The sequence below is a fragment of the Methanocella sp. MCL-LM genome (genome assembly GCF_049676595.1).
Taxonomy (GTDB): Archaea; Halobacteriota; Methanocellia; order Methanocellales; family Methanocellaceae; genus Methanocella_A.
Genome location: NZ_CP187259.1, coordinates 187,539 through 206,896, shown reverse-complemented (window position 1 = coordinate 206,896; position 19,358 = coordinate 187,539). Strand labels below are relative to the sequence as shown.

The following is a 19,358-nucleotide window of genomic DNA, read 5'->3' as shown; positions in this document are numbered from 1 at the left end:
TATACTCTAAGGCTTACTTTCAGCGAGTGACTTGAGCATGTCCGATACCCTTGATATCTACGAAAAGCTGGGCGGTAAGATTTCCCAGAAGGAATTCAACAAGATGGTAGACGAGAAGATGGAGGCCATGGGAGGCCTCTGCGACGAGCGCACCGCGGCCATGCTGGTGGCGCACGACTTAGGCGTCGAGGGAGCGGCAGCCATCAAGATCAAGGACATCACCCTGGACAAGCGCAACGCGGAGTTCGTGGGCAAGATCACCGGCGCGTTCCCGCCCCGAGAGTTTTCGCGCCAGGACGGCACCGCGGGCCGGGTCGCCAACATCCTGGTGGCGGATGAGACCGGGGAGATCAGAGTAGTGCTGTGGGACGACCTGGCAGACCTGATCAAGACGGGCGACCTCAAGGAAGGCGACGTCATCCGGGTAAAGGGCTATATCAAGGAAGGCCAGCAGGGCCTGGAAGTCACCATCGGCAGAGGCGGCGGCCTCATGAAGGACGACGCTAAAATTACTGTAAAAGACTCCATGAGCAAGATCAAGGACCTCAAGGCCGGCCTCGGCAACGTCTCAGTAAAGGGGGTCATCCTCTCCCGGCAGGAGCCGAAGTCCTTCAACCGCAAAGACGGGTCCAGCGGCACTTTAGCCAGCCTCATGCTCGGCGACGACTCCGGCAAGATCAGGGTCACCGTCTGGGACACGAAGATCAAGGAACTCGACCCCTTCCAGCCCGGGGAGAGCATCGAACTCTTACACGGGTACACCAGAGAGTCCTTCAACGGCGGCGTGGAACTGCAGGTCGGCAGCCGGGGCATCATAAGAAAGGCCGAGAAGCCCGTGCAGTACGAGGAAGAGGTCACCAAGATCGGGGAGATCGTGCCCGACCAGTCGTACAATGTCAAGGGCACGGTCACCGGCATCGACGGCGTCAGGGAGTTCACCACCAAGGACGGCAAGCCCGGACGGCTGTGCGGCGTACACATCTCAGACGAGTCCGGCCGCATTCGCGTCGTGTTCTGGGGCGAGCTGGCCAACGCCGCCGAGGCGCTATCGGTGGGCGACAAGATCATCGTCACGGACGTCCAGGCCCGGGTCAACATGAAGCAGGAGATCGAGCTGTCGGCGAACTGGAGAAGCTCGGTCAGGAAAATCGAGTGATGTAAATTATTGTGATGTGACGCCTGTAAGCTGGCGTCACTTCATGCCATCGTCTTTTTTTACGGACCGACAGCCGTCTGATGATCGCATATTCTATTACTGGAACTTTTTGAGCGTTCATCAGAAAATGTCCTGTCATCGCCATATCCTGAAATGTTGTACCTGAGTTCGCGAACGTACACGAACGCTGCGCTGTGACCAACTGGAAGCAGTCCCTTGTATACAGAACACAGATTGCACAGATGATACAGATTGACTCGGCTTATGAAAACAGGTTTTTCAAGTTAAGCCGATGAAAAACTCCTGGAGGCCGGGGAGTTCCCGGGAGGTTTGGGAGGATTTTCAAGCTGGGAGGTCAGGGAGGGTCGGAGGTCAGAGAGGAGGATGGGGAGTGTGGAAAGGTCAGGGAGGATAATTTTTAAATCTATCCTCTCGGACCTCCGAGTGCCTCACATAACCTCCTCTCAGACCTCTTAACCTCTCTAACCTCCCAGCTTGAACGTGTCCTCTCCGAACTCCCTGCACCTCTCCGACCTCCTCTCTGACCTCTCAACACCTCCCGGACCAACAATTTTTCATGGAACACAGACGATAACAGATAATCATCAGAAACGAGTTTGCCTTACTCCTTTTATGCAGTTAATCATCTGTGTCAATCTGTGTCAATCTGTGCAATCTGTGTTCTGTATACAAGGGACTGCTTCCAGTCGGTTACAGCGCAGCGCTCCTTCACGGAACGCCTTTGAGAACGCCTGCGAATGCAGGCGTTCAAAAGGCGAACATCGAGATGACAAGGCTAATTCAGCATATCAATAACTCTGGTAGTATCCGATATTCGACTGGTTATTGTGATATTTCGTCAGGTTCGACTTGTCGAAAACACCCCTGTTAGTTACAGTCCAGGTCGTGTTGAAGCTGGCTACGTAAGTAAATGGACTGCCCATCCATGCACCACTGGCGCTTCTGATCTCACAGGTCACTGGAGCTGTCCACTTGTCTCCGGGCTTTAACAAGATCGACGTGTTGTGATAGCTGGCGTATACGGTACCATTACTGGCGACGCTTTCGATGGTAAAGCCAGATCCGCCCGTATACGGGAAAGCGTATACGCCGCTAACCTGCAGGCCTGTACGAGTATCCCGGGGTGCAAGGTCCCGGTAATAGCTTGAGCCGAAGAGCACTTTGAAGCTGTCGTTGATCTCGGGGTAATAACCGTCAGGCGTGTCGCCCCAGCTACTAATCCGTCCACCCCAGTTGCTGCTTTTGGTATTACCGTCATAATCAAACACAACGGGCAGGGTGATGTGGGGGATCGATGGGTCCGTGCCATTGATCAGGCTGCAGGTAACATCCAGGTGTTCATCAATGGCTACGTACTTGTCCTGCGGCAGTGTGCCGTTACCAGATGTACATCCGCTCACTGTGAGCATACTTGATATGAGTAAAAGCAGGAGTAAGCTAGTAATGCTTCGAGTCATTATTACTCATCCTCGTGCTGTTATCTGTATACCATGTAATACCCTGTATCCGATAGATTGTTATGATATCTGGTCAGGTTTGCCTTGTCATGGACTCCCCGGTTTATAATCGTCCAGGTCGTGTTGTAGATGGCAGTGTACTGATAAGGGGTATCTCCAAAAGCCATTCCACTGTCTGTTCTAGTCTCGCTGTATATGGGTGATTCCCACATGTCACCAGTCTTTAAAACGATCGATGTGTTATTGTAACTCCCGTAAATCGTTCCGTCGCTGTCTACTTTTTGTAGCGTAAAGCCAGATTCTCCGGTATACGGGAAATGATATAAGCCCTTGATCCGTAAGCCGACCCAGGTATTCCAGTATGTTAAATCCTCTTCAATAGTGGTGCCATAAAGCACTTTGAAGCTGTCGTTGATCTCCGGGTAGTAGCCATAGTCTCTGGATGCGAACGCAGGGTCGATGATGCCATCGTAACTGTATATCACAGGCATCGTGACATGCGGCGGAAATGGGTACGTGCCATCGATCAGCTTGCTGCTCACCCGCAGGTGTTCCTCGACTGCCACGTACTTGTCCTGCGGCAGGGTGTCGCTATCAGACGTGCATCCGCTTACGGCAAGCATTCCGGCTATCAGCACCAGCATGATCAATAATACCCACGATCTGGCTATCATACGGTATCTAACTATTAACCACTTACTATATAACAACTTATTATATGCATCGATACTCTGTATAGTAAAGCACATAGCCATGAAAGTACAATTATCAGGCCGACCAGTATGGCAGACGTCACCTTTCTAGAGCTGGGACCGGAGTCCCTCGAATTAATCCGCCCCCTGTGGGAGAAGCTGAACGATCACCACCTGGTGCGCTCTCCTAATTTCCGCCAGCACTACGAGCAGATGACTTTCGACATCCGCAAGGCCGACCTGCTCAAGAAGGAGCAGCTAAGGGTCATCCTCGCCATCGCCGGCCGTATTCCTGTCGGCTACTGCGTCTGCACCGTCGCCGGGGACACCGGGGAGGTCGACTCCATCTTCGTCGAGGACGCCTATCGCCGCAGCGGCATCGGAGAGCAACTGATGTACCGGGCAATTGCCTGGCTGAAGGCGGCGGAGGTCAAAAAGCTCATCGTGGCCGTCGCAGCCGGCAACGAGGCAGCGATTGCGTTCTACGAGTCCTTCGGCTTCATGCCCCGGATGACTGTGCTGCAGCTCGTGGGGGACGATATGACTAAGGGAATGCTCGGCCACAAGAGGCCTCGTTCTTAAATCGCAAAGTCGGAGAAAGGTTATGAGAGGTACCCGGAGGCTGGAGAGGTTTATCTTAAAATATTTTCCTCTCTGACCTTTCCATTCTCTCTGACCTCCTCTCTGACCTCTGATCCTCCCTGACCTCCCAGCTTGAAAATCCTCCCCGGCCTCCCGGGAACTCCCGGACCTCCGAGGGCTTTTTGAGCTCAGCCATACTCTGGCCCCCGATCGTGAAACTATTTATCCCGGATAGCATATGGAGATAGTGATATGGCTTCCGAATGGCTGGTCTACCTGGTCGTCCTTCTCCTGATCATGGCCGACGTCATCCTCGTGCTGGGGATGGTGGTGCTCGGCGCCCTTGTCGCAGGGTACTTCCTGATCAACGCGTTCAAGGACTTTATCCAGGAAATTATAAACCAGCTGATCCGGGACATCCTGGCGCAGCTGCAGAGCGTCATAGGGGATAAGCCCGGCAAAGCGGCGGGCTACACCAGCTTCGGGCTGTACGTGGTGAAAAAGGTCTACGCGCTGGTCTACGGCATCTATAATCTCTTCCAGAAGGCCGTCACCCTCGCGATCATCCTCGGCGCGGGCGTGCTGGCGGCGGCCGGGATCATGACCTTCGTGATGGTCAACGCGGTGCTCGTGTATCTCGTGTACGCTTACCTGTTGTAAACTGCCGGTTCACGGTAGCCCTTTCAAGAATTCCTGCATCGCGGCGTTGAACTGCTCCGGGTTGTCCTGGTTGGAGCAGTGGCCTGCGTCGGGTATGACGACGTACCGGCTCCGGGGCTCCCGGAGGGACCATTCTTTCATCGCCGTCTCGATGTTACCGAGCTTATCCTGTTCTCCCCTGATCAGCAACAGCGGGCATTTAACATGGTAGTCCGGCTCGTGGTGGACGCAGCTGGAGACTCCGCTCATGACGTTGACGATCTCTGTTTTAGAGAGGCGGCCGAAGGTCTCCCGCAGATACTCTCTGGTCGACTCTTTCACGGCTGACCCGTCTGCCATGCTTTTAACAAGGCTGCCGTACGGGTACAGGCGGAGAATGTGGGGCGTCATGCGAAGAAGAAGTTTTTCGCTCCACGAGAGCTTCTGGAAGATGTAGGTGCCGTCGACGATGATCATCGCCTTGACTACTTCGGGGTGCCTGAATGCCAGTTCCTGAATGATGTACGTGCCGTTGGACTGGCCGAGGAAAATGGCATCCTTTCGTCCCGTGGCTCGCAGGATGCTCAGGATGTCCTCTACCGCGTCGGGGACGCTGAAATCGCCTGCCAGCGGCCTGGAAAGCCCGTGGCCTCTCACGTCGGGGCGCACTATCTGGTAGTCCCGGATAAGGCCGGGGACCTGAGCGTCGAATTGTCCGTGATCTGCGCAGGCGCCGTGGATGAGGATGATCAGCGGCTTGCTGTCGTCTCCTGAAACCCAGTAGTGCACGTCGCAGCCGGGCCTGCGTATCGTCTGTTCGATCTCGCCCTGCGTTTTTGGTTCCACGGCTTATCGCCTTCTTTAGCCGATGAACTCCTGCGTCTCGGTCCGGAGTAAATTGTACTGCCTCTCTTCCAGCGTGAGCGGGTCCATGCAGAGGATGACGACGCAGTCGCTTTGCATGATCTTGTCGTTGAGGAACTGGACTAACTTTAGCACTGCCTCGAAGCCGTTGCGGGTCATGAGGTACTCCACGCCGTCGATGAGGACGAGGCCGTTGCTGGTGCCGGCGAGGAACTTGCCGAGCGTCGCTCCTAAGCCGGTGAGGTTATCCGGCTTCATGGTGATCTCTCCGCCGGGGTCGTCGCCGCCGGTGAGCCAGACGATGGGCGTCTTTTCCAGGCCGTACTTTTCCCTGATCTTCTTGGGGTTCTGCCTGGAGATGCACAGGCCCTGGATGTTATGCTTCACCTGGTCGGCGAAGACTTCCATGCACTGGTTGCCGGCCCGGCGGTCGAAGAGGTAGATGCTCCCTTTCTCGAAGTGGTACCGCTGGGCGGTGTCCACGGCTTTCTCCATCAGGGGGGTGATCTTCAGGCCGGTGATCGCCGAAAGGTCTTTCAGCGTCACGATGAACCCGTTCTTCCTGCCGTCCCTGATGATCGTGGACGTGGAGATGTTCAGGGTGATCGCGGTGCCGTCCTTGCATTTGAAATCTCTTACGTAGTTCTTGTTCTCGCCCAGGTCCACGCCTGCCTCGTCTGGCAGGAGCGAGGTGATGTGGCGCCCGTTCACTTCTCCCGGGGCGTATTTCAGCAGGCGGGAGGCGCTCTTGTTGAAGGAGACGATGAAGCCGCCCATGTCCACGGTGAGCACGGCGTCGGGGGACTCGTTGATGATGTCGGAGAGGTAGCGGCTGGTGTCCTGCACGTTCTTGAACAGCCGGTGGTTTTCCACGGCGATGCCGATCTGGGCTCCGGCGCCGGTGAGCATGGCTGCCCGGTCTTCTCCTACCGTTATGCCGGCGGCAAGGTGGAAGGCCATGATGCCTATCAGCGCGCCTTTGACGGTGATGGGTACTACGGTGGCCGCGAGGGAGTCTTCGAAGATGGAGGGGACTCCGGCGGAGATGCTGCCCGTGGGTACCGTGATGTCGTGAAGCACCTGCCGGCAGCGTATGGCTTTCTCCGATCCCGGCTTCGCGGAGATGGCGGCGAGCTGCGCGTAGCGTGCGCCTTCCAGCTCGAACAGGTACAGTACGCCAAAGTCGGCTTCGAGCAGCTCCATGGACTCCCGGAGGGCCTCGTTGAGCATTTCCTCTATGCTTGCCGACCTGTTGATGGCCGTGGTGATCGCGTTGTAGACTTCCAGGTCCCGGTTCTTGCGCCGCAGGGTTTCTACCGCCCGCTTGCGTTCGGTGATGTCGCTGAAGATGACGACTACGCCGGTGATGCGGTTCTCCTCGTTCCTGATGGGCGCGGCTTTGCAGTAGGTGGGCGTCTCTTTACCGTCTCTTCCGATGAGCAGGACGTTGGGAGGTATGTCGGTCTCATTCCCCAGCAGCAGCCCTCTGACGGCGGTTTCGAGGGGCTTGCGGGTGTCCTCGGAGACAATGCGGAACACGTCAGCGAGGTTGCGGCCGAGGGCAGCGCCCTGCATCCACCCGGTGAGCGTTTCCGCCACGGGGTTCATGAACTTGATTTCGCCCCGGTCGTCGGTCGCTATTACGCCGTCGCCGATGCTTTTCAGCGTCGTCGCCAGCCAGCGCTCGCTGTCCTTGACTCTCGAATCCATGCGGGACTTGTACAGGGCCATCTCGATGTTGGTGAGCATCTCCCGCTCTTCAAAGGGCTTGAGGATGTACCCGAAGGGCTCGGTCAGCTTGGCCCGCTGGAGGGTGCTGGGATCGGCGTAGGCCGTGATGTAGATGAGGGGGATGTTGTAGAGCTCCTTGATCTTCACCGCGGCGTCGATGCCGTCCATCTCGTCGCCCAGGAAGATATCCATGAGGATCAGGTCGGGGCGGATGCGGCCGGCCTTTTCTACCGCCTCTTCTCCTGACGAGGCGGTCTCGGGCACTTCGTACCCCAGGCTTACCAGCCTGCTTTGCAGGTCCATCGCCACAATGTGCTCATCCTCTACAACCAGAATCTTTACCATACGCTCACCAACTCCGCCAGTTTCCTTAGTGTATCTCTTTGAAGGTTATCTTAAATGTTGTTCCCGCGCCAGGCTCCAGATCTATGGTGCCTTCTAACTGATCGACCAGAGTATTGACAAGCTGTAATCCCAGGGACTGGCAGCTGCGGAATTCGAAGCCTGAGGGCAGGCCGGCTCCGTCGTCGCTTACCGTAAGCGTATACCGGGGGCCATCCTTCGACATGCAGACCCGAATTTTGCCCGGCCTGCTATCCGTAAACGCGTACTTGAGCGAGTTGCTGACCAGCTCGTTGATGATCAGGCCGCAAGGTATGGTCTGGTCGATATCGAGGGATATGTCGCCCGTGTCGATCTCGATCCTCACCCCGGGGTTGACCATGTAGGAGCTGGCGAGGTGGGAGGCCAGGTTTCTCGCGTAGTCCCCGAAGTCGATGTGCGACAGGTCCCGGGAGCGGTACAGCTTCTCGTGGATGAGGGCCATGGTCTTGATGCGGTTCTGGCTCTCCCTGAAAGCGTTCTTGTCCCCTTCGTCGCAGAGGGTGCCGGACTGGAGGCTGAGCAGGCTGGAGATGATCTGGAGGTTGTTCTTCACCCGGTGGTGGATCTCCTTCAGTAACACCTCTTTCTCGTGTAGCGACGCCTTTACCTCCTCTTCTGCCAGCGAGCGTTCCCTGATCTCTGCCTGGAGAGACTCGCTGAAGCCTCGGGCTTCCTCTTCGCTCCTCTTTATGTCGGTGATATCGTGCAGGACCACCAGGTATCCGGTGGGCACTCCGTCGCCATCCCTGATCAGCGAGGAGCGGATGTCCAGCCACCGGGAGCCCTCCTCGTTTTCGATCGGGGTCGTGAGCGATGTCTCTTTCCTGTCCTTGCATCGGCCGGCCAGTTCCGGCCATCTGGCCAGCACCGTTTCTACCCGCTGGCCTGCCCACAGCTCGCCCGGGCCGATCAGGCGGCGGGCCGCGCGGTTGCTGTCCGCCAGCCTGTCCCCGTTGTCGAAGACCAGCACGCCGTCGGCCATGTTCTGGATCAGCGTCTCCCGGGCGATCGGGACTATGTCGAACAGCTGGTACCGGAAGAGGCCCCACGTAATGAGGGCGCCGCTGAGGACGAAGGCGATGGGCGTGGGGTCGGTGCCCCAGAAGTTGTCCAGCCTCAGGACGTGGAGGACGTTTAAGATCAGGGGGAAGACGGCTGCCAGTATCACCATGCCGATCTGGTGGCGGCGTTTCTTCCCTATGTGCAGGGCAGCTTTAATCAGGAGGCCGGTCCCCGCCAGTATGAGGATATAACTGTAGATGGCGTGGACCCAGAACCAGGGGCCGAGGGTGAAGGCGAACGCGTTGGGGTGCGTGCTTTTCAGGCTCACGCTCGCCCATATCCACCCGTGCCAGTCGTTGGTCAGCGCCATGGCCACAGTGATTACCGGAACCGCCCACAGCAGCAGGAAATACTTCGACGTCAGCCTGGTCGCGTGCTTACTGTAGCTAAGGGTGAACAGCAGCCAGAGCAGGGGGACCGAGGCGATGCCGGCGTACGACAGCTTCGCGAAAAAGAGGGTACCTGCCGGCTCGACGATCGCGGCCTCGGCGGCGTAGGCAGAAGCCCACCATGCCACCCCCGCCATCATGAAGGAGAAGTAGGTGCCTCCGGGTGCAGACCGCCTGGTCCACACATATGCTGCCAGGGCTACCCCGATCAGCGCGACGATGCCGAACAAGGCCACATCTACCGTAAACTGTAAAGTCATTTTCTACCTGCCCTCTCCGCGTGGGCTCCTGCTGTCGAGCCTGGCCACAGGTATTTGATCATGCGCCCGCATAAAGGCTCGCTCTCCCGGGCGCTCATGATCCTCCGAACCTGATCTCGTACGTCGCGCCGGCTGTGTTATCCAGCTCTATCGTCCCCTCCAGCTGGTCGACCAGGGTGTTGACGAGCTGTAATCCCAGCGATGCCGGGTTCCGGAAGTCCAGGCCCCGGGGCAGGCCTGCGCCATCGTCGCTCACCCTCAGCGTATAGGTGTTCCCGTCTCTGGTCATGCCGATGTATATCGTGCCCCTGCTGCCGTCCTTGAAGGCGTACTTGAGCGAGTTGCTGATCAGTTCGTTGATGATGAGGCCGCTGGGTATGGCCTGATCGATGCCCAGCGAGATGTCCTCGATGTCGATGGTGATGGCGATGCCCGGGCTGGCCGCGTAATACTGGGCGAGGTAGGCGGTGAGGCTGGCTGCGTACTCTCCGAAGTCGATGTGCGACAGGTCCGGGGAGCTGTAGAGCTTTTCGTGGATGAGGGCCATGGTCTTGATCCGGTTCTGGCTCTCCCTCAAAGCGTCGGTGCTCTCCTCGCCGGCGTTGCCGGACTGGAGGCTGAGCAGGCTGGAGATGATCTGGAGGTTGTTCTTCACCCGGTGGTGGACCTCTTTGAGGAGCACCTCCTTCTCTCGCAGCGAAACCCTGATCTGCTCTTCCGCCCGTTTCCGCTCCAGCATCTCGGCCCTGAGCGCCTCGTGGGAGCGCTTCTGCTCGGTGATGTCCCGCATGACGACCAGGCTTCCGGAGCCGCCTTCGTCGCCAGCAGGTAGCGGCGACGTGCGGATGTCCAGCCACCTCGGCCCTGCAGGGCCGTCCAGCAGAATTTCCGATCTGGTATCGCCAGCTCCTCCCCGGCAGCACCGGCGGAGGTCCGGCCAGCTTTTCAGCACTTCCTCCGCCGGCTTCCCGATGTCCCGGTCAGGGGTGCCGGTCAGCCTCCGGGCTGCCGGGTTCATCTCGGCGACCAGGCCTTCGCCGCTGATCACGATCACTCCGTCGCTCATGCTGTAGATCAGCGTCTCCCTGGCTACCGGGACTATGTCAAACAGCCGTTTGCGGAAAATGAGCCACGTTAAGACGAATCCCGTCGCCGTCATCGCCACGGGGGTTAAGTCCGCGCCCACTATTGGGGTGCCTGTGATGGCGTAAGGCATGCTTCCTGCCCAGATGACCGCAACGCCAGCCAGCAAGGCTATAGTCACAAGGCGTTCCCTGCCGGCAGATCGGACGGCGGTTACCGCCATGATGCCGTAGCCGAGGAGGAGTAAAGCGTAGGAGTACCCCGCGTGGACCCAGTATACGGCTCCGTGCTGGTAGATCGGGGTGGAACCCGGCGCATCTGAGAGAAGCGTGATCTCGGGCCAGACCAGCCCGTGCCACGTGTTCGTCAGCACGAAGGCGAGCGTAAGCACAGGGATGATGCAGAGCAGCGCGATCGTGTTACGGGTGATCCACTTTTGGTGCCGGCCGTAGTCCAGGGTGAAGAGCAGCCACAGCGGGCCGACGAAGACGACGCTCAGGTACGAGAGCTGGGTGGAGATGACTTTTGCCTGCAGGTCGGTCAGGGCCATCTCGAGGAAGCCCGTGAGCGACCACTCTGCGGCGCACACCATCAGCAGGATAAAATAGATAGCTCCTGGCGATGTCCGGCGGTGCCAGACGTACCAGGCCAGCGCGGCGGAGAGGGCGGCGCAGATCAGCAACACGATAACGTAGGGGGAGAACGGGTAAGTCATCGGAGTTCACCTTCCGGCAGCATAACCAGGTACCAGCCTGTGCTCCGGGGCCTGGCTTTCGGCTGTGTCCTTCGGACGGCTACGGTCGTTTTGCGTCTGTCCCTCATCTCACTCTGTCCTCTACTGTTGGGGGGCTGGCAGGAAGCCGGTCTGCGCTCTCTCCCTGAACGTGATGTTGAATTTTGTCCCCGGGCTCTGTTCCAGCTCGATCTTTCCGTCCAGCTGATCGACTAGCAGGTTTACCAGCTGGAAGCCTAGCGATGTTGCTTCCCTGAAGTTGATGTGCGGTGGCATGCCCACGCCGTCGTCTGCCACCGACAGGTTGTAAGTATCCTCCTCTTTGGTGAGGCGGACCTGGATAGTGCCCGTTTTATCCCCCGGGAAGCCGTACTTGGCGGCGTTGGATACCAGTTCGCAGACGATCAGGCCGCAGGGCACCGCAGTGTCGATGTTCACGTAGACGTCGTCTACCTCGGCCGACATCTTTACCCTGTTCGTCAGGCCATAGGAGTTCACCAGGTAAGCGGCCAGAGTGTTGGTATACTCGCCGAACCCGATGCGGGACGGGTCCGGGGATTCGTTGAGCTTCTCGTGAACGAGGGCCATGGACATGATCCGGTCCCTGCTCTCCCTGAAGGCCTCGATCATGCCCTCGTGAGTCTCGCTCGAGATCTGGAGGTTGAGCAGGCTGGAGATGATGTGCATGTTGTTCTTGACCCGGTAGTGGACCTCCTTCATCAGCATCTCCTTCTCCCGGAGCGAGCTTTCCATGAGCTGCTCGGCGCGCTTCCGCTCCTCTACCTCCAGCCGCAGCGAGTCGTTCGACAGCCTCAGCTGTTCCTCGTGGCGCATGAGCTCGGTGACGTCTCTCGAGATTCCGAAGATCGCCTTTTTGCCGTTCCACAATCCTGAAGCCAGCGACGTCTCGGCCGGGACGAAGGAGCCGCTCCTGGCGGGCAGCATCAGCGGGCCCATCTCCAGCTGTTCTGCCAGGGCTTCTTCCACGGTCTTTCCTGCGAGGCAGGCGGAGTCGACCTGCAGCAGGCTGAAGATGTTCCTGCCCACGACTTCCTCCCGGTCGTACCTGAGCAGCTTTACGATGGCGTTGTTCACTTCCACGATCCTGCCCTCTTCGTCCAGGACCACCAGCAGGTCGTCCACTGTGTTGAAGAGGGTCCTGAAGTTGTTCCGGGTCTCGTCCAGCGCCTTTTCCGCCAGCTTGCGGTTGGTGATGTCCCGCATGATCAGGATCCTGCTGGTCACCTGTCCCCGGTTGTCCCGGACGGGGGAGACGCTGGTATCCAGCCACAGGGGGCTGTCAGGGCGGCCGATGCTGACTTCTTTCGGCTCTTCGTCGGGGGAGGTGCAGCACGCCAGCAGCTCCGGCCAGGGGGCCAGCGCAGAAGTCGCAGGCTGGCCGATGCTTATCCCTCTGCCCAGGAGGTTTCTTGCCGCCGGGTTCATGTCGATGATCCGGTCGTGCTCGTCGATCACCACGACGCCGTCCACCATGTCGGCCACGATCGTCTCTCTGGCCAGCGGGACCAGGTCGAACAACTTATAGCGGAACATGCTCCAGCCGTAGATTAGCCCGGTCAGGGCGAAGGCGATGGGGGTGGGATCGAAGGCGGCGTACCTGTTCAGCCACAAGAAGTAGACGATGTTGCCGGCGTAAGGAATCAGGGCTCCCAGCATGAGGGTGATAGTCTGACTGGTGTACTGCTTGTACGTCCGGAGCGACGTGAGGGCCAGCAGCACGGTACCTGCGAGCATCAGCGAATAGGAGTAGATAATGTTCACCCAGATCCCCACGCCGTACTCGTAGGTTATCAGGGCGGTCTGCTGGCTGAAGACCGGGGTGACGCCGACCCAGACCAGGTGGTGTAGCTCGTTGGTGAACACCATGCCAAGGAAGATCACCGGCACGATCCACAGGAGCAGATAAATCTTTCCCGGCTGCCGGTTCCGCTGGCTGTAGGCTATGTTGAACATCAGCCACAGCGGCGGCGCCGCGACCACTCCTATGTATGTCAGCTTGGCCATGAGAATCTGCAGCTGCACGTCTGCAACAGCCATCTGGAGCATGTTCCCCAGCGCCCAGATGATACCGCTGGCCATGAGCAGCGAGAAATAGTTGCTGCCCGGGGCGCCGCGTCTTTTCCAGGTATACACCGAGAGCGCTGCGAACACTATCGTGGTAATGCCGTACAGTACGGTTAGATACAGGTTAGTCAGTAGCATTAGGTTCACCCTGTGGCAGAGGTAGTTTGTGTAAGGTTCTGTTTTCGTTAAAGGTGATAGTAAACCGGGTCCCTGCGGCCCTGTCCAGTTCGACCGTGCCGCTGATCTGGCCGACCAGCGTGTTCACGAGCTGCAGCCCCAGCGTGCCCGGGTTCCTGATGTCCATGCCGGGGGGCATGCCGGTGCCGTCGTCGCTGACGGTGAGGGTGCAGACGTTGCCCGAGCCGGTGAACGAAACTCTGATGGTTCCCTCCTGCCGTCCCCGGAAGGCGTACTTGAAGCTGTTGCTGACCAGCTCGTTGATGATGAGGCCGCAGGGTATCGCCCGGTCGATGTCCACGGATATGCCTTCGACATCTACCTGCGTGTTCACGTTACAGCTACCCGGGTAGGAGCGGCGGAGGTTTCCGACCAGGCTCTGCACGTACCCGGCGAAGTCGATGCGGGAGAGGTCGCCGGACTGGTAGAGCCTTTCGTGGACGAGGGCCATCGTCGTGATCCGGTTCTGGCTCTCCCTGAACGCCGTTACGATCTCCTCGCTGCTCTCCCCGGACAGCTGCAGGTTGAGCAGGCTGGAGATGATCTGCATGTTGTTCTTGACCCTGTGGTGGATCTCCTTCAGCAGCACTTCTTTCTCCCGGAGGGAGCTCTGGATCTGCTTTTCCGTTCGCCTGCGCTCCTCCACCTCCACGTTCAGCGTCACGTTCATCCTCTGCAACTCCTCCTGCTGCCTGATGAGCTCGGAGATATCGCAGGAGATGCCGAAGACCGCCCGGCGTCCGCCCCACATCACGGGAGCCACCCGGGTTTCGACCTGTATCCTGGCACCGTCTTTCGCGAGCAGCACCCGTGGCCCGTTCTCCCGGGTTCCCGCTAATACCTCCGCTATCCCGGCTATTGTGAACTCCCTGTTCTCCGGGGGGATCAGGCTTAGAAACACCATGCCCACGACTTCTTTCCTCGTGTAGCCCAGCCGCCTCACTACGGCCTTATTGACATCGAGGATCATGCCCTTCTCGTCCACGATGAGCAGGAGGTCGTCCACGGTGTCGAACAGGGTCTGAAAGTTATACCGGGTTTCGTCGAGGGCTTTCTCTGCTTTCTTGCGCTTGGTGATGTCGCGCATGACCATCAGCCGGCCGGTCACCAGTCCCCGGTTATCCCTGATGGGCGAAACCCGGACGTCGAGCCAGTACTGGCCTTCCGGCCGGTCCAGCCTGACCTCGGCAGGCCCGTCCCCTGACTTCTGGCTGTAGCTCGCCAGGTCCGGCCACCTGGCCAGTACGGAGGCTACCGGCTGCCCGATGGCCACGTCGCCGTCCACAAGTCGCTGCGCGGCGGGGTTCCGGTCGATGATCCGGTCCTTGTCGTCTATTACGATCACACCGTCGATCATGCTCGATATCAAAATTTCCCGGGCGACCGGCACCAGGTCAAACAGCTGATACCGGAACATGCTCCAGGCGAAGAACAGCCCCGTGGCGGCGATGGCGAGCGGGGTCGGATCGATCCCCCTGTCGTCGCCGAGCCACAGGAAGTAGACCACGCTGCCGATGAGGGGCATCAGCGTGCCCAGCACGAGGGTGATCGTCTGCTTGTAGAACTGCCTGGACGTGCGCATCAAAGTCCTGATCAGCAGCAGTGTCCCGGCCAGCATCGTACAGTAGGAGTATGCAATGCTCAGCAATACCCCCGGGCCGTGGCCGTAGATCAGTACGGCGCCCGGTTCTCCGGAAACCGGGGTGATGGTGGTCCATATCAGGTGGTGCCACTCGTTGGTGAAGACCAGCGCGAGAACGACCACGGGCACAATCCAGAGCACTGCCCCGGTTTTCCGGCTCACGTACCGGCTGCGGTGACTGTACGCCAGGTTAAAGAGTATCCATATAGGCGCGATGGAGACAATGCCCACGTAGGTCAGCCTGGCGAAGAATATCTTGAGCTGCACATCGACAGCAGCCATTTCGAGCGTGATGCCGAGCGCCCAGGCCATTCCGGCTATCAGAAGCATGGAAAAATAGAAGCCGCCAGGGGCGTCCCGGCGCCGCCAGACGTACGCTGCTGTCAGTCCCAGGACGATCGCGGCGATCGCGTAGAGGCCCACAAATGAGGTGTACTGGAACATCCCGGTCACTCGCCCCCGGGAGCCGGAAAGTGGGACTCCCGGACATTTTTCTCGAAGGTGATGGTAAACTTCGTACCCCTTTCCGAGTCCATATTGATGGTGCCCTCGATCTGCTCCACCAGAGTATTGACCAGCTGCAACCCGAGGGATGGCGAATCCCTGAAGTCGAAGCCCTCGGGCAGGCCTGCGCCGTCGTCGCTGACGACCAGCACATACTTCCCGGCCTCTATCGTCAGGTTTACTTTGATTTCTCCGCTGCGCCCGTCCTTGAAGGCGTACTTGAGCGAGTTGCTGACCAGCTCGTTGATGATCAGGCCGCAGGGGATTGCCTGGTCGATGCCCAGCGAAATATCCCTGATGTCGATGGAGATGTTCACCCCCGGGTTGCTCGTGTACGACCGGGCGAGGTAGGCGGTTAGGCTGCCTGCGTACTCTCCGAAGTCAATGTGGGCGATGTCTCTGGACTGGTACAGCTTTTCGTGGATGAGGGCCATGGACTTGATCCGGTTCTGGCTCTCCCTGAAAGCTGCGGCGCTCTCCTTGTTGAGGCTGGTCGACTGGAGGTTGAGCAGGCTGGAGATGATCTGGAGGTTGTTCTTGACCCGGTGGTGAATCTCCTTCAGGAGGATCTCCTTTTCCGTGAGCGAGGCCATGATCTGCTGCTGGACCTTCTTGCGCTCGGCGATCTCGGCGTGCAGCGCCCGGTTGGATATCATCAGCTCTTCGTATGCCTCGCGGAGCGCTTCTTCCGCTTTCTTCTGCTCCGTGATATCCTGGACGTTGATCACCCGGTACAGCAGGTCTCCAAGGGCGTCTTTCACTGCGCTGATGTCGACGATGGCCGGGAACGATGACCCGTCCTTACGGACGTGGCGGGACTCAAACACGTGGTGGCCCTCGGCGTCCGCCAGGACCAGGTGCCTGGCAAGGTCGCCCCTGTATCCCGGGTCGAAGACCTCCTCGAACCGCATGCTGTTCAGGTCTCCGGCATCGTACCCGTACAGCTGGAAGAAGGCCGGGTTGACCATGTCGAGCTTCAGGTCGTCGTGGGCGGAGATGGTGATGGGAATCCTGGCCAGGTGGAAGATGTCCGCCCACTTCCGCAGGGTCCGCTCCACCTTCCTGCGCTCCCGGACATCCCTGGCCACTCCGTGGAAGCCGATGATATTGCCCTGAGAGTCCAGGATCCTTGTACCGCTGAACTCCATATCGACGATCTGCCCTTCCTTGTTTATCACCTCGATGTTGATCAGGGCGATCGGCTGGCCGGCAGTGAGCAGCTGGGTGCTCATGTTCTTGAGCCTGGCTATCTCCTCACTGCTCGTTAAATCGTGGATACGTCTGCCCAGCACTTCCCCGGGCTCGTAGCCCAGGATGGTTTTTACGTTCGGGCTGATGTACGTGAACTCGAACTTGCTGTCGAGCTCCATCACGATGTCGTTGATATTCTCTACCAGGCTGCGAAACTTCTGCTCGTTGGCATACAGCTTTTCCCGGGACCTCTGGAGGGTGTCCAGTGTCTTGTTGATCGTCCCGGCCAGCATCGCGACCTCGTCGTCGCCCCGGACTTCAACCCTCCTGGTCGGATCGTCCTTCTCGCCTATGACGTACACCGTCTGGCTGAGCCGGGCGATGGGGGATAAGACCATCTTCTCCAGCAGGAAAATCGTGACGGCGCTGAAGACCAGGCCGGCAGCGAGCAGAGACAGGATCAGGTAGAAGGCTGTGTTGTTGCCCTGCTGGTACATGTACCGGGGCTGGTCTACCCGGAGGATCAGGGCGGGGTTTCCATAGACGTCGTCGATTACCGTGTAGCCGGCGACTATCGAATCGTTGATCGGCTTTACAGCGATCGCTTCACCGGCACTGAGCAGGGGCCGGGCATCGATATAGTCCGCGGGCAAGGTGTTGCTGCCGTACGGTTTCATATCTATGGACTTGTCAATGACCCGGCCCAGGTCCTCCACCTCTATGTCGTCGAGGAACCTGCCCATGATCAGCGTTCCCCGGGTCGGCAAATTACCGTCGCTGTTCTTGATCGGACACGCGCTCACCAGCATAGGCTTGCCCTCCAGCATCACCACCCCGTGCACGCTGTCGTCGCTGCCCGAGCGGAGGAGCGGGCTGCCCGGGAACAGCTTGTCCATGAACCCGTCCGGCATCTCGACGAACTCCCCGGCGCGCAGATCGTATGATCTGCTGAACACCAGCCTGTCATCGTCGTCGAGGTACGCGACGACGCTGAGCTCCTGCATCTCGAAGGTCGTGTCGACGAAGTTCGACGTGATATAGGGCGACTCTTCGCTGATGTCCGGCTCGGCGATGAACTGGTAAGTATCGTCCCAGTAAGCGTAGTCCACGGTGACCTTGTCCAGCATGGAGAGGTCGTAGTTCAGGGCGCTGAGCGCGCTTCCTACCTCTCCCTTCATGTCATCGTGCTCCATGGTGGCATAGCTGCCCATGAGAATCACACCCGAGGCTACGTACAACAGCAGGATCATCCCTGCCAGAGTAATGAGAATAATAGCCAGTGTTTTAGCGAGCAGCTTCACCTTTCCCACCTGCGATGCTGGCGTAAACAAACAAGAGCATAATCGTGCCTGTTTACGATTAATAAGTATTAATTCACACGCAATTTAAATAAACGTAATCTATCTAACCAGTAATTACAAAACGGGTACTATTCAGCGTTTTTACATCCTGCTGATGGTCGCGCAGGAACTGCTATACGAGCAGGCGTACAGTGCCCTATATTGTTAAACAGCTGGCGCTGCCCCGCCCGCATCCATAAGGTTGGAGGACCTGTTGAGTCCCTCTTTTCAGCCGGAGAAAGTATACGTAAGATCGTCGTCCCGCTAGATGATATCGAGGCATGTAGGGCGGGGCGGCGTAATACTTTCAGTACGCTTACGATAACGTTCTATATGCACAGGCTGTATTTTATTTAATTATTAGCCGTGAGGTTACAAAATGGCAGAGAAACTAACCGTAGAAGACTTACCTGGCGTGGGGCCTGCTACCGCCGAAAAACTCAAAGAGGCAGGATATACATCCATCGAGGCGATCGCTGTCGCATCGCCGTCAGAGCTGGCAGCCGCAGCGGAGGTCGGCGAGAACACCGCCTCCAAGATCGTGGCGGCCGCCAAGAAGTGCTCCAACATCGGCGGCTTCGAGACCGGCGACACCGTGTTCGAGAGGCGCAAAGCCGTAGGCAAGCTCAAGACGAACTGCAACTCGCTGGACGATTTACTCGGAGGCGGAGTGGAGACGCAGTCGATCACCGAGTTTTACGGCGAGTTCGGAAGCGGCAAGACCCAGGTAGCTCACCAGCTGGCAGTCAACGTGCAGCTCCCCCCTGAACAGGGCGGGCTGGGCGGCTCAGTGGTGATGATCGACACCGAGAACACCTTCAGGCCGGAGCGTATCGCTCAGATGGTCAAAGGCCTCAAGGGAGGAGAAGACCTCGACCCCGAGGACTTCCTGAAGAACATCCACGTGGCCAGGGCGTACAACTCCAACCACCAGATTCTGCTGGTCGAGAGCGCGTCCGAGCTGGCGGAGAAGATGAGGGACTCCGACAGGCCCGTCAAGCTCATCATCGTGGACTCGTTAACTGCGCATTTCAGGAGCGAGTACGTAGGCAGAGGCACCCTGGCAGACAGGCAGCAGAAGCTCAACAAGCACATGCACGACCTGATGCGGTTCGGCGACATCAACAACGCCGCCATCGTGGTCACCAACCAGGTGCAGGCCAAGCCCGACGCCTTCTTCGGCGACCCGACGAGACCTATCGGTGGTCATATCGTAGGGCACACAGCCACGTTCCGGCTGTACCTGAGGAAGAGCAAGGGTGAGAAGAGGATCGCGAGGCTCGTAGACAGCCCGAACTTACCTGAGGGTGAGGCGATCTTCTCAGTGACGACTGAGGGACTAAGGGACTGAATAAAGTTCAGTCTC

Annotated in this window: 14 protein-coding genes; 4 read left to right on the top strand and 10 right to left on the bottom strand. The window is 58.5% G+C overall.

Annotated elements, in window-relative coordinates:
* Positions 1 to 37: 37 nt before the first annotated feature.
* Positions 38 to 1,156: an OB-fold nucleic acid binding domain-containing protein gene (locus ACPLPM_RS01055; protein WP_424358384.1), complete on the top strand. Its 1,119-nt coding sequence runs from the start codon at positions 38 to 40 to the stop codon at positions 1,154 to 1,156.
* A gap of 809 nt (positions 1,157 to 1,965) precedes the next feature.
* Here the strand turns inward: ACPLPM_RS01055 and ACPLPM_RS01050 are convergent.
* Complete coding sequence (locus ACPLPM_RS01050; protein WP_424358383.1) at positions 1,966 to 2,586, bottom strand: hypothetical protein; 621 nt, start codon at positions 2,584 to 2,586, stop codon at positions 1,966 to 1,968.
* A gap of 68 nt (positions 2,587 to 2,654) precedes the next feature.
* Positions 2,655 to 3,308, bottom strand: coding sequence for a hypothetical protein (locus ACPLPM_RS01045; protein WP_424358382.1), 654 nt, complete (start codon positions 3,306 to 3,308; stop codon positions 2,655 to 2,657).
* 108 nt (positions 3,309 to 3,416) lie between these two features.
* Here ACPLPM_RS01045 and ACPLPM_RS01040 point away from each other — a divergent pair, with 108 nt between their 5' ends.
* The gene (locus ACPLPM_RS01040) at positions 3,417 to 3,908 is read left to right on the top strand and encodes a GNAT family N-acetyltransferase (protein WP_424358381.1); all 492 of its coding nucleotides are present in this window, start codon (positions 3,417 to 3,419) and stop codon (positions 3,906 to 3,908) included.
* Positions 3,909 to 3,963: 55 nt separating this feature from the next.
* Here ACPLPM_RS01040 and ACPLPM_RS01035 read toward each other — a convergent pair whose 3' ends face one another.
* Positions 3,964 to 4,104, bottom strand: a complete 141-nt coding sequence (locus tag ACPLPM_RS01035; RefSeq protein WP_424358380.1) for a hypothetical protein — start codon at positions 4,102 to 4,104, stop codon at positions 3,964 to 3,966.
* Between the two features lie 56 nt (positions 4,105 to 4,160).
* Between ACPLPM_RS01035 and ACPLPM_RS01030 the strand changes: the two genes are divergently transcribed.
* On the top strand, positions 4,161 to 4,568 hold the full coding sequence (locus ACPLPM_RS01030; RefSeq protein ID WP_424358379.1) for a hypothetical protein: 408 nt from the start codon (positions 4,161 to 4,163) through the stop codon (positions 4,566 to 4,568).
* A gap of 9 nt (positions 4,569 to 4,577) precedes the next feature.
* Here ACPLPM_RS01030 and ACPLPM_RS01025 read toward each other — a convergent pair whose 3' ends face one another.
* The 7 genes from ACPLPM_RS01025 to ACPLPM_RS00995 all read right to left on the bottom strand — a co-directional run bounded on the left by ACPLPM_RS01025 (position 4,578) and on the right by ACPLPM_RS00995 (position 17,953).
* Positions 4,578 to 5,393 (bottom strand): alpha/beta fold hydrolase, encoded by an 816-nt coding sequence (locus tag ACPLPM_RS01025; RefSeq protein ID WP_424358378.1) that lies wholly within the window; start codon positions 5,391 to 5,393, stop codon positions 4,578 to 4,580.
* Positions 5,394 to 5,408: 15 nt separating this feature from the next.
* Entirely contained in the window at positions 5,409 to 7,487 is a 2,079-nt protein-coding gene (locus ACPLPM_RS01020; protein ID WP_424358377.1) for a DUF835 domain-containing protein, read from the bottom strand.
* 25 nt (positions 7,488 to 7,512) lie between these two features.
* Positions 7,513 to 9,237, bottom strand: coding sequence for a histidine kinase N-terminal 7TM domain-containing protein (locus ACPLPM_RS01015; RefSeq protein WP_424358376.1), 1,725 nt, complete (start codon positions 9,235 to 9,237; stop codon positions 7,513 to 7,515).
* A gap of 94 nt (positions 9,238 to 9,331) precedes the next feature.
* A complete protein-coding gene (locus tag ACPLPM_RS01010) occupies positions 9,332 to 11,035 on the bottom strand; it encodes a sensor histidine kinase (RefSeq protein WP_424358375.1) in 1,704 nt (567 codons plus the stop codon).
* 120 nt (positions 11,036 to 11,155) lie between these two features.
* Complete coding sequence (locus ACPLPM_RS01005) at positions 11,156 to 13,276, bottom strand: histidine kinase N-terminal 7TM domain-containing protein (protein ID WP_424358374.1); 2,121 nt, start codon at positions 13,274 to 13,276, stop codon at positions 11,156 to 11,158.
* Positions 13,263 to 15,401 (bottom strand): histidine kinase N-terminal 7TM domain-containing protein, encoded by a 2,139-nt coding sequence (locus ACPLPM_RS01000; protein ID WP_424358373.1) that lies wholly within the window; start codon positions 15,399 to 15,401, stop codon positions 13,263 to 13,265. Before ACPLPM_RS01000 ends, ACPLPM_RS01005 begins: the two co-directional genes overlap by 14 nt.
* 5 nt (positions 15,402 to 15,406) lie before the next feature.
* A complete protein-coding gene (locus tag ACPLPM_RS00995; protein WP_424358372.1) occupies positions 15,407 to 17,953 on the bottom strand; it encodes a PAS domain S-box protein in 2,547 nt (848 codons plus the stop codon).
* Between the two features lie 418 nt (positions 17,954 to 18,371).
* Here ACPLPM_RS00995 and radA point away from each other — a divergent pair, with 418 nt between their 5' ends.
* Complete coding sequence (radA, locus tag ACPLPM_RS00990) at positions 18,372 to 19,343, top strand: DNA repair and recombination protein RadA (protein ID WP_424358371.1); 972 nt, start codon at positions 18,372 to 18,374, stop codon at positions 19,341 to 19,343.
* The last annotated feature ends 15 nt before the right edge of the window (positions 19,344 to 19,358 follow it).

Excerpts from the sequence above, each read along its gene's own strand:
- ACPLPM_RS01055 (WP_424358384.1), top strand. The coding sequence starts at position 38 with ATGTCCGATACCCTTGATATCTACGAAAAGCTGGGCGGTAAGATTTCC.
- ACPLPM_RS01050 (WP_424358383.1), bottom strand. The coding sequence starts at position 2,586 with ATGCTCACAGTGAGCGGATGTACATCTGGTAACGGCACACTGCCGCAG.
- ACPLPM_RS01045 (WP_424358382.1), bottom strand. The coding sequence starts at position 3,308 with ATGATAGCCAGATCGTGGGTATTATTGATCATGCTGGTGCTGATAGCC.
- ACPLPM_RS01040 (WP_424358381.1), top strand. The coding sequence starts at position 3,417 with ATGGCAGACGTCACCTTTCTAGAGCTGGGACCGGAGTCCCTCGAATTA.
- ACPLPM_RS01035 (WP_424358380.1), bottom strand. The coding sequence starts at position 4,104 with ATGGCTGAGCTCAAAAAGCCCTCGGAGGTCCGGGAGTTCCCGGGAGGC.
- ACPLPM_RS01030 (WP_424358379.1), top strand. The coding sequence starts at position 4,161 with ATGGCTTCCGAATGGCTGGTCTACCTGGTCGTCCTTCTCCTGATCATG.
- ACPLPM_RS01020 (WP_424358377.1), bottom strand. The coding sequence starts at position 7,487 with ATGGTAAAGATTCTGGTTGTAGAGGATGAGCACATTGTGGCGATGGAC.
- ACPLPM_RS01015 (WP_424358376.1), bottom strand. The coding sequence starts at position 9,237 with ATGACTTTACAGTTTACGGTAGATGTGGCCTTGTTCGGCATCGTCGCG.
- ACPLPM_RS01010 (WP_424358375.1), bottom strand. The coding sequence starts at position 11,035 with ATGACTTACCCGTTCTCCCCCTACGTTATCGTGTTGCTGATCTGCGCC.
- ACPLPM_RS01005 (WP_424358374.1), bottom strand. The coding sequence starts at position 13,276 with ATGCTACTGACTAACCTGTATCTAACCGTACTGTACGGCATTACCACG.
- ACPLPM_RS01000 (WP_424358373.1), bottom strand. The coding sequence starts at position 15,401 with ATGTTCCAGTACACCTCATTTGTGGGCCTCTACGCGATCGCCGCGATC.
- radA (WP_424358371.1), top strand. The coding sequence starts at position 18,372 with ATGGCAGAGAAACTAACCGTAGAAGACTTACCTGGCGTGGGGCCTGCT.